This is a genomic window from Pseudomonas sp. (assembly GCF_049645325.1).
Lineage (GTDB): Bacteria > Pseudomonadota > Gammaproteobacteria > Pseudomonadales > Pseudomonadaceae > Aquipseudomonas.
Genome location: NZ_JBARTQ010000705.1, coordinates 1 through 1,649, shown reverse-complemented (window position 1 = coordinate 1,649; position 1,649 = coordinate 1). Strand labels below are relative to the sequence as shown.

Genomic DNA, 1,649 nt, shown 5'->3' with positions numbered 1-1,649 from the left:
CCTTGGGGAAAGTCACCTGTCTGGACAGCGGCCCCAACGTTGTCCGCCAGCTGCTTCAGCCACGACGTCTGCTGTTGTCGGTCGGGCGCGATCACGACCAATCGTTCCAGTAGATTCGCCAGTTTATCGTAATAGGCGGCGCGCGCTTCCGGTTCGCTGGGCGGCGGCGTACGCTGGAATGTTTCCAACTCGCTCAGCCGTTTCTGCATTTCATCGCTCACCACATCCGACTGCTCGGCAGCTGCAGAATTGTCGGCAAGTTGTTGGTTTTTGAAAAAGAAATTGCCGACGGTGGAGGTACCACCCGGCGAGGGGATGGAGGGGGCATCGATCACTCGCCACACGTCACCAACGCGCACCAGCGTGCCAATTTGGACGACGTCCGCCTTGCCCGCGGTTTCCACCATGGCGACGACATTTTCGTACACCGTCAGATCACGTTGCATTCCCTCGGTTCCCGCCGGGACAAGGCCTGGCTGGGAAGCCGAAAAGTGAACCCACTTGGTCTCGTCGCTGATCGTTGATTTACTGGTAACGAGGCTGTGGAAGGCTCCCTTGGCATTGCTCAATTTCGTCTGCAAGGCCTTTGCTTTCTCGTCGCCCAGACCTAGTTGCTCTAGTTCGCTTGAGTTCAACAGCAGACGCTCAAAACGATCGGCATCGCGGGTCACTATTGCGTTGACGATTTCGTAACTGACTTCCTGAGCGGAAATTGATTTCCAGTGGTCGATGCTGCCGTCCTCGTCGGTATCCATGCCCCAGCGACTGCCGCCGGTATTCAGCCAACGATACTGGTCAGCCTTACGATCGAAGTCCGAATCGATGTCGCGATAGGTTTCAACACCGTCCTGAAAGTAACACCATTGATCGACGATGTTGTCCTTGTTGCTGTCGACGAATCGTCTCAGCACTTTGCCATTTGGATCCTGAACAATCCAGCCCGCCGAGGAGGATGCCTGGATAGTCTCCACACGGCATCGATTCGCGTCGTCTGCCGTCGGTCGATCGTAGGGTACCCCACGCTGGGTGGGCACCAGCTGAAGCGCTGATTGTGCCGTTGGCGGTGCCGCGTTGGTCAAGGAGCCGGCGAACAGGCTCAACAACGATCCGATAATGAACGTTCGCAAAGACGGGCAGGCAGTAGAAGTATTACGACAAGCAGAAACGGACACCCATGTCATGGTTCAACTCACTTCCTTGAGAGTATTGATGACAGACGCTGGCACTAAATTGCCGAGAAATTGCAAGGCGCAAGCATACGGGCGGATAGTGGCCCGATAAGCGGAGCGAAATGCGGTGAGGTTGTACCGTTTTGCCGACCTGGGGCATAGATCGGTTTGACACCTCAGAGGGGCTTTCTAAAATAGGCGATCTACTGCAACCTGCGAATGGGCAACAGGATAGCGAACCAGAACAGGCCAAGGAGTCTCGGGCGTATAGCTCAGTTGGTTAGAGCGCATCCCTGATAAGGATGAGGTCCCAAGTTCGAGTCTTGGTACGCCCATTTGCAGGCCGGAGGCCGGAGGCTGTAGGCGAGGAAGTGATTCGACTTCTCTGGCCTACAGCCTCCCGTCTCCAGCCTGCCACCGGGGACGTAGCTCAATTGGGAGAGCACCGCGTTTGCAACGCGGGGGTTGGCGGTTCGAGCC

The 1,649-nt window shown here is 56.6% G+C and carries 1 protein-coding gene and 1 tRNA gene; one reads left to right on the top strand and one right to left on the bottom strand.

Annotation, left to right across the window (positions count from 1 at the left end):
- Window positions 1-1,100: hypothetical protein (locus WBB95_RS30045; RefSeq protein WP_424490892.1), on the bottom strand; the 1,100-nt coding region annotated here is incomplete at its 3' end.
- A gap of 330 nt (window positions 1,101-1,430) precedes the next feature.
- Between WBB95_RS30045 and WBB95_RS30040 the strand changes: the two genes are divergently transcribed.
- A tRNA-Ile gene (locus WBB95_RS30040) sits at window positions 1,431-1,504 on the top strand.
- The last annotated feature ends 145 nt before the right edge of the window (window positions 1,505-1,649 follow it).